Source organism: Arthrobacter sp. CG_A4 (genome assembly GCF_035985125.1).
Taxonomy (GTDB): Bacteria; Actinomycetota; Actinomycetes; order Actinomycetales; family Micrococcaceae; genus Arthrobacter.
Genome location: NZ_JAXCID010000003.1, coordinates 147,280 through 155,356 on the forward strand (window position 1 = coordinate 147,280; position 8,077 = coordinate 155,356).

Annotated in this window: 5 protein-coding genes; all 5 read right to left on the reverse strand. The window is 68.4% G+C overall.

What is annotated here, in order from left to right; all coding sequences use genetic code 11:
• Positions 1-2: 2 nt before the first annotated feature.
• Positions 3-623, reverse strand: coding sequence for a nitrate reductase molybdenum cofactor assembly chaperone (gene narJ, locus RCH07_RS02740; RefSeq protein WP_326965927.1), 621 nt, complete (start codon positions 621-623; stop codon positions 3-5).
• Positions 620-2,332: a nitrate reductase subunit beta gene (gene narH, locus RCH07_RS02745; protein ID WP_326965928.1), complete on the reverse strand. Its 1,713-nt coding sequence runs from the start codon at positions 2,330-2,332 to the stop codon at positions 620-622. Before narH ends, narJ begins: the two co-directional genes overlap by 4 nt.
• Complete coding sequence (locus RCH07_RS02750) at positions 2,332-6,042, reverse strand: nitrate reductase subunit alpha (RefSeq protein ID WP_326965929.1); 3,711 nt, start codon at positions 6,040-6,042, stop codon at positions 2,332-2,334. The genes narH and RCH07_RS02750 overlap by 1 nt, the downstream gene beginning before the upstream one ends.
• Before the next feature lie 85 nt (positions 6,043-6,127).
• The gene (locus RCH07_RS02755) at positions 6,128-6,877 is read right to left on the reverse strand and encodes a LamB/YcsF family protein (RefSeq protein WP_326965930.1); all 750 of its coding nucleotides are present in this window, start codon (positions 6,875-6,877) and stop codon (positions 6,128-6,130) included.
• The gene (locus RCH07_RS02760) at positions 6,868-7,791 is read right to left on the reverse strand and encodes a hypothetical protein (protein ID WP_326965931.1); all 924 of its coding nucleotides are present in this window, start codon (positions 7,789-7,791) and stop codon (positions 6,868-6,870) included. The genes RCH07_RS02755 and RCH07_RS02760 overlap by 10 nt, the downstream gene beginning before the upstream one ends.
• Positions 7,792-8,077: the final 286 nt, after the last annotated feature.

The following is an 8,077-nucleotide window of genomic DNA, read 5'->3' on the forward strand; positions in this document are numbered from 1 at the left end:
GGTCAGGCCCCCTTTACAGGCAGCAGGCGCGGGTCGTACGGGTCCAGCCCCACAGCTTCGGTGGGCGGCCCGTACCCGGCCATCCGCATCACGGCTTGTTCGTCCGCGGGCGATTTCCCGGGCAGCGTGGCGCAGACGGCCTGCAGGATCCGCGCGTGCGGGAGGTCGTCCCGGAGCAGTCCGAAGCGCAGCATCTCCAGGCTGGCCCGGAACCGGGTCAGCAGATCGCGGCCGGCCGCGAGGTCCACCACGGCTGCATATTCCAGCACCATCGGCAAGTAGTCGGGCAGTTCCCCGTGGGTGTCCACCAGGATGTCGCTTTGCCGGTAGGTCTTCTTGAAGTTCCCCAGCACCTCGCCGCGGCGCCGGGTGTCCCCGTCCGTCCAATAGGACAGGTGCAGGGCGTGCCGCTTGCCGAGGTCGAACTCGCGGACGTAGTGCGCCTGGATTTCCATCGGCGGCGTGGATTCCAGCCGGTCCAGGACCTCCTGGAAGTCCGCGACGGCGCCGGGGAACTCGGCCAGCGCGGCGCGCATCAGCGGCACCCGGCCGATCAGTTCCTCATCCGGATAGGACAGGCACCAGGCCGCAGCGAGGTAGAGGACCTGCTGGCGCCGGCTCACAGCTGCTCCCCGGCCGGCGGGGTGCCGGGACCGTGGCCGCCGGGGGTCACGGGTAACGGTCTTTCCGGGAACAGCCCGGACGGGGTCCCTGTGCCGTCCCAGTTCAGCAGGTTCACCCTGCCCCGCAGGGTCGCTTCGCCCGGGGCGGAATCGGAGGTCTGCCGGTCCCGGAGGGCCTTGAACGTTTCCACCGCCACCGGGACGGGCCTGCCGCTGGCCTCGCCAAACGGGGCGGAGTCCTGCATGCCCGGGCCGCCGTCGAAGTCCAGCGAACAGCCCATCTCCTCGAGGTCGTGGGCTTGTTCCACCTGCGCCTTGGGGATGACGTAGCGTTCCTCGTACTTCGCGATTGCCATCAACCGGTACATTTCGTACATGGTCTGCCCGTCCATGCCCACGGCTTCGGGGATGGAGTCGTCCGGGTCGTTGCCCATGCTGATGCCGCGCATGTAGGAGCGCATGGCCGCGAGTTTCTTCAGGACCGCGGTGACCCGGTCCGTGTCGCCGGCGGTGAAGAGCTCCGCGAGGTATTCCACCGGGATGCGCAGCGCGTCGATGGCGCCGAAGAGGTTGCCGGAGTCCTCACCGTCGTGGCCCTGGTCCCGCAGCAGGTCAACCACCGGGGACAGCGGCGGCACGTACCAGACCATCGGCATGGTCCGGTATTCGGGGTGCAGCGGCAGAGCCACCTTGTAGACCTTGGCCAGGGCGTAGACCGGCGAGCGCCGGGCGGCGTCGATCCAGTCCTCCGGGATGCCCTGGGCCCGGGCCTCGGCCTGGACGGCGGGGTCGGCCGGGTCCAGCAGCACGTCCATCTGGGCGTCGTAGAGTTCCTGCGGGTCCGTGACGGACGCCGCCGCGGTGACGGCGTCGGCGTCGTACAGGAACAACCCCAGATACCGCAGCCGCCCCACACAGGTCTCGGAGCAGACCGTCGGCAGCCCCACCTCCACCCGCGGGTAGCAGAAGGTGCACTTCTCGGCCTTGCCGGTCTTGTGGTTGAAGTAGATTTTCTTGTACGGGCAGCCGGTGACGCACTGCCGCCAGCCGCGGCATTTGTCCTGGTCAACAAGGACGATTCCGTCCTCCACCCGCTTGTAGATGGCCCCGGACGGGCAGGAGGCCATACAGGACGGGTTCAGGCAGTGCTCGCAGATCCGCGGCAGGTAGAACATAAAAGTCTGCTCGTAGGCGAACTTAATCTTGTCCTCGGACTCCCGGCGGACCTTCTCCACGATCGGGTCCAGGTGGCCATATTCGGTGGAGCCGCCCAGGTCATCGTCCCAGTTCGCGGACCAGGTGATCTTGGTGTCCTCGCCGGTGATCAGGGACTTGGGCCGGGCCACCGGGAAATCGTCGCCCAACGGGGCGTCCACGAGGGTTTTGTAGTCGTAGGTCCACGGCTCGTAGTAGTCCTTGAGTTCCGGCTGGACCGGGCTGGCGAAAATCCCGAAGAGCTTCTTCACCCGGCCGCCGGCCTTGAGCACCAGTTTGCCGCGCTTGTTCAGTTCCCAGCCGCCCTGCCACTTCTCCTGGTCCTCGTAGCGGCGCGGATACCCCTGGCCGGGACGGGTTTCGACGTTGTTGAACCAGACGTACTCGGTGCCCGCCCGGTTGGTCCAGGCCTGCTTGCAGGTCACGGAACACGTGTGGCAGCCGATGCATTTGTCCAGATTCATGACCATGCCCATTTGAGCCATAACACGCATCAGTACTGCACCTCCTGGGAACGACGGCGGACGGTGGCAACCATGTCGCGCTGGTTTCCGGTGGGGCCAAGGTAGTTGAACGCGTAGGCCAGCTGGGCGTAGCCGCCGATCAGGTGCGAGGGTTTGACCAGCAGCCGGGTCACGGAATTGTGGATGCCGCCGCGCCGTCCGGTGGCCTCGGACTTGGGCACGTCGATGGTGCGTTCCTGCGCGTGGTGGACGTAGACCACACCCGCCGGCATCCGGTGGCTGACGATCGCCCGGGCCACCAGGACGCCGTTGATGTTCAGACACTCCACCCAGTCGTTGTCCTTGACCTCGATGGCGGCCGCGTCGGCGGGGCTCATCCAGACCGTGGGGCCGCCGCGGGAGAGCGAGAGCATCAGCAGATTGTCCTGGTATTCGGAGTGGATGGACCATTTGGAGTGCGGGGTCAGGTACCGGACCACCACCTCCATGGCCCCGTCCTGGCCGAGTTTGGGTTCGCCGAAGAGCCGGTGCATGTCCAGCGGCGGCCGGTAGATGGGCAGGGCCTCGCCGATGTCGATCATCCAGTCGTGATCGAGGAAGAAATGCATCCGCCCGGTCAGCGTGTGCCAGGGCTTGAGCCGTTCGACGTTGATGGTGAACGGGGCGTAGCGCCGTCCGCCGGTCTCGGAACCGGACCACTCCGGCGAGGTGATCACGGGCACCGGGCCGGCCTGGGTCTGGGCGAAGGTGATGAACTTTTCCTCGGAGCCCTCGGAGAGGTCCGCGAGTTTCCGGCCGGTGCGGATTTCCAGGTCCTTGAAGCCCTGCACGGACAGGGCGCCGTTGGTGGTGCCGGAGAAGGCCAGGATGGCTTCGGCCATCTTCGCGTCGGTGTCGATCGCGGGGCGGCCGTCCGCGGCGCCGCCGAGCATCACGCCGTTGGCGTGGCTGAGCCGCTCCAGCGGGCCGGCGAGTTTGTAGGTGACGTTTTTGACCGTGAAGCCCAGTTTGTCGGCGAGGGGCCCGACGGCGGCGAGCTTGTCCGCGATGGCGGTGTAGTCCCGCTCCACGACCGAAAAGGTGGGCATGTTCTGTCCCGGCACCGCGGGGATGGAGGTGTCCCGCCAGTCCCGCACGATTCCGCCGGGCTGTGCGAGCTGGCCGGGGGTGTCATGCTGCAGCGGCACGCTGACCAGGTCCCGGCGGACGCCCAGGTGGGTTCTCGCCTGCCGGGAGAACTCCTGGGCGATCAGGTGGAACATGTCGAAATCCGTTTTGGTCTCCCACGGCGGGTCGATCGCCGGGGTGAAGGCATGCACAAACGGATGCATGTCGGTGGAGGAAAGATCGTGCTTTTCGTACCAGGTGGCGGCCGGGAACACGACGTCGGACAGCAGCGTGGTGGACGTCATCCGGAAGTCCGCGGAAACCAGAAGATCCAGTTTTCCCTCCGGCGCCTGATCGTGCCATTTCACGTGTTTTGGCTTGAGCCCCTCGGCGTGGTCCTTGCCCAGGACGTTGTTGTGGGTGCCCAGCAGGTTCCGGAGGAAGTACTCGTTGCCCTTGGCGGAGGAGCCGAACAGGTTGGAGCGCCACAGCACGAGGGTCCGCGGCCAGTTCTCCGGGGCGTCCACGTCCTCGATCGCCGGGTTCAGGGTGCGGTTCTTGAGCGCGTCCGCAATGTAGCTGGGCGTGTCCTTCGCGGTGCCGGCGGCGACGGCGGCTTCCGCCTCGTCCGCGAGGTCCAGCGGGTTGCGGTCGAACTGCGGGTAGAACGGCATCCAGCCGAGCCGGGCGGACTGGGCCAGCGCGTCCGCGGTGTGCATCCCGTCCAGGGCCCCGGTGGAGAGCGGGGATTTTAGCGCGTCCGCGGAGTAGCCGTCCTGCCGCCACTGGTCCGTGTGCATGTACCAGTAGCCGGTGCCGATCATGGTCCGCGGCGGGCGGGACCAGTCCAGCGCGTTGGCCAGGGACACCCAGCCGGTGGCGGGGCGGGTCTTTTCCTGGCCCACGTAGTGCGCCCAGCCGCCGCCGTTGCGGCCCATGCAGCCGGTCAGCATCACCAGGGCCAGCACCGCCCGGTAGGTGGTATCGCCGTGGAACCACTGGCAGATTCCGGCGCCCATGATGATCATCGAACGGCCCTTGGATTCCTCGGCGTTGCGGGCAAACTCGCGGGCCACCCGGATGCAGGCCTGCGCCGGGACGGAGGTGATTTCTGCCTGCCAGGCCGGGGTGTAGGGCGTGGCGGCGTCGTCGTAGCCGGCGGCCCAGTCCCCCGGGAGCCCGTCGCGGCCCACACCGTACTGGGCCAGCATGAGGTCGAACACGGTGGTGACCAGCTGGCCCTCCACCTCAACGACGGGCACGCCGCGGCGGAGCACGCTCCCGGCCCCGCCGGCGTCCTCGAAGCACGGCAGCAGAATCTCGGCGCTTTCCGCGGAGACCTCTCGCAGCGACAGCGCGGGTTCGATCCCCTCAAGGTCCAGGTTCCATTTGCCCTCGCCGCTGCCGGAGTAGCGGAACCCCATGGAGCCGTTGGGGACCGCGGGCAGGCCGGTTTTCTTGTCGAACATCACGGTGCGGAATGCCGCGTCCTCGGCCCCGGACTCGGCCGTGAGGTCCTTGGCGGTGAGGAACTTGGACGGCGTGAGCGTGCCGTCACCGCGCCGTTCCAGCCGGACCAGGAACGGCAGGTCCGTGTATTGCCGGACGTAGTCGGAGAAGAACGGCACCTCACGGTCGACGAAGAATTCCTTGAGCATGACGTGCCCCATGGCCATCGCCAGCGCCGCGTCCGTTCCGGCCTGGGCCGGGAGCCACTCGTCCGCGAACTTGGTGTTGTCCGCGTAGTCCGGGCTGACTGTGACCACCTTGGTGCCGCGGTAGCGCACCTCGGCCATCCAGTGCGCGTCCGGGGTCCGGGTGACGGGTACGTTTGAGCCCCACATCATGAGGTAGCCCGCGTCCCACCAGTCCCCGGATTCCGGTACGTCGGTCTGGTCGCCGAAGACCTGCGGGCTGGCCACGGGCAGGTCGGCGTACCAGTCGTAGAAGGATGTCATCACCCCGCCGATCAGCTGGATGAAGCGGGTCCCGACCGCGTGCGAAACCATGGACATCGCGGGGATCGGCGAGAAGCCGGCGCAGCGGTCCGGCCCGTAGTTCTTGATCGTGTTGACGTGCGCGGCGGCGGCGATTTCGATCGCTTCCTGCCAGGACACCCGCACCAGGCCGCCCTTGCCGCGGGCCAGCTGGTAGCGGCGGCGCCGTTCCGGGTCGCCCACGACGTCGGCGAAGGCCAGCACCGGGTCGCCCAGCCGGGCCCTGGCCTCGCGGTACATCTCCACGAGGACGCCCCGGGCGTAGGGAAAGCGGACGCGGGTGGGCGAGTAGGTGTACCAGGAGAAGGCTGCACCGCGCGGACAGCCCCGCGGCTCGTATTCGGGGCTGTCCGGGCCCACGGAGGGGTAGTCGGTCTGCTGGGATTCCCAGGTGATGATGCCGTCCTTGACGTACACCTTCCAGGAGCAGGAGCCGGTGCAGTTCACCCCGTGCGTGGAGCGGACCACCTTGTCGTGGCTCCACCGGTCGCGGTAGAAAATGTCGCCTTTCCGGCCGCCTTCCCGGAACACCGCCCTGCCGTCATCGGTCTGGTCCCATTTCGTGAAAAATCGGCCCAGCTTCAGCATTGCGTCCGAGGCGGGTCCGTCAAACCCCGCAGAGCCTCCGGCAGTCATGCCTCCAAGCTAGATTGCGCCTTCCGGACCGGCTAGGGCCTTACGGCACTGGGCGGGGGCGGCAATGGTGCCCGTCAGCAGCGGCTCAGGCGAAACTCTCGAGCTCCACGCCGGCGCATTCCAGGGCGGCGCGGACCGCTGCCGCCACGGCGACAGAGCCGGGGGTGTCGCCGTCGAGGCACAGCGACAGCGGTTCCATTCGGAGCACCGTGCCGTCAATCGCCTCGACTTCGCCCTTCGTGGCGAGGCGCACGGCCCTCTCCGCGATCCGGCCGGCGTCGTGCAGCAGGGCACCGTCCTGCTGGCGCGGCACGAGCATGCCGTCGGGCAGGTAGGCGCGGTCGGCGAAAGCTTCGGCGAACACCGGGTGGCCTGCTTCCCCGGCGAGACCGAGCAGCGCCGAGCCGGGGAAGCCCAGGACGGGCAGTCCCGGATCGTAGGCCTGGATGGCGGCGATCACGGCGGAGGCCTGCTCGGCGTCGTGCACCGTCCGGTCGTAGAGCGCCCCGTGCACCTTGACGTAGTCCACCGAGGCGCCGACGGCGTGGGCCACCCCGTCCAGTGCGCCGAGCTGGTACAGCACGGCACCGAAGAGATCGTCGAAGGACATGTCCAGTGCGCGGAGGCCGAATCCGAACAGGTCCGGGTAGCCGAGATGGGCGCCCACCCGGACGTCGAGTTCGTACGCGGCCCGGCAGGTGTCCAGCATGGTCACGGGGTCCCCGGCGTGCAGCCCGCAGGCCACGCTGGCGCTCGTGAGCAGCGGAAACATCGCGGCGTCCTCGCCCATGGTCCAGGTCCCGAAGGACTCCCCCAGGGCTGCGTTCAGATCCAAAAGGTGCCGCCGTCCTTCGCGGAGTCTTTCCGGGTGCCGTCGCCGGAGGGGGCGTCCTGGCCGACGCCGGGTGCGCCGCCGTCGTAAGCGCCCGGTGCGCCGCCGTCGTTAGCGCCCTGGCCGGCGCTCCGGAGCGCTTCCGGGCCGGGGGCCCTGGCGACGGACAGCAGTTCGCCGGGGATCGTGTCCGGCATCGGTCCGAACGCTTCTTTGGCGTTGGCGACGACGGCGCGGCCCATCATCCGGTTGCCGACGCCGCCGACGACGGCTCCGATGCCGAACGGCAGCGCCCGGCCCAGGAGTGCCGTGCCCTGCTTTTTCAGCAGGCTCTTCAGGAACATCGTCTGTAGCCGTTCGCGTACCGAGCCGAAGCCGGCCAGCGGGACGCGGCGTGCGAAGAGGGAGCCCCAGGCCTGGGTGGGCCCCTTGCCCTGCCCGGCGGCCTGGCCGCTCAGGGAGCTCAGCAGGGCGGTGCCCTCCTCGCCGAGCATGATGGCCATGACCAGGGTGCTGGCCCGGTCCGGGTCCACCATCCGCACGCCGTGCAGCTCGGCGAGGGAGGTGGAGAAGAGAGCGGTGGCTTCCAGGAATCCCACGGTGGCGGCCGCTGAAAGGCCCAGGGCAGCCACGGTTCCGATGCCGGGGACGACGGCGGATCCGCCGACGAGCGCGCCGCCACCGGTCACGGCGATGAGGTAGTCCCGTTCCAGCTTCGCGGCGAGCTGGGCCGCCGTGGCGTTCGGATGCTTCTTCTGCAGGCGCCGGAGGTTCGCGAGGATCAACGGCCGCTGGATTTCAACGGCCCGCAGGAGCACGTTGTGGACGCCCTGTTTGGGCAGGCCCTGTGCATCAAACATCGCATTGTGGGCGGTCTGCTGGGCAATCTTCATTGCCGGGTTGCTGCGCTTGGCCATCGTCGCCTCTCGTCGGAACCGGAACTGCTAATAGAGCCTTAACTCTAATATGGACTGCTGTTTGTCAACGGCTCGTGGCGAAGCGGGCCCGGCGCAGCGGCTGCCCCGGCGGGTGCGGGCAGCTGGGTGCGGGCAGCTGGGTACGGATCGGCGCCGCCCAACTGCCCGCGGGATCCTGCCGGGGTTAGCGCCAATGCCGTTCGGTTAAGGGCTGGGGGCGGGTGTCAAGATCCTCGTGCTGAGTGTCGCCGGGTACGTGCGGCGGTCGATATCGCGTTCCTTGGCC

What these genes read in the sequence shown, in the direction of transcription:
- narH (WP_326965928.1), bottom strand. Translation starts at nt 2,332, where the DNA reads ATGCGTGTTATGGCTCAAATGGGCATGGTCATGAATCTGGACAAATGC.
- RCH07_RS02750 (WP_326965929.1), bottom strand. Translation starts at nt 6,042, where the DNA reads ATGACTGCCGGAGGCTCTGCGGGGTTTGACGGACCCGCCTCGGACGCA.
- RCH07_RS02760 (WP_326965931.1), bottom strand. Translation starts at nt 7,791, where the DNA reads ATGGCCAAGCGCAGCAACCCGGCAATGAAGATTGCCCAGCAGACCGCC.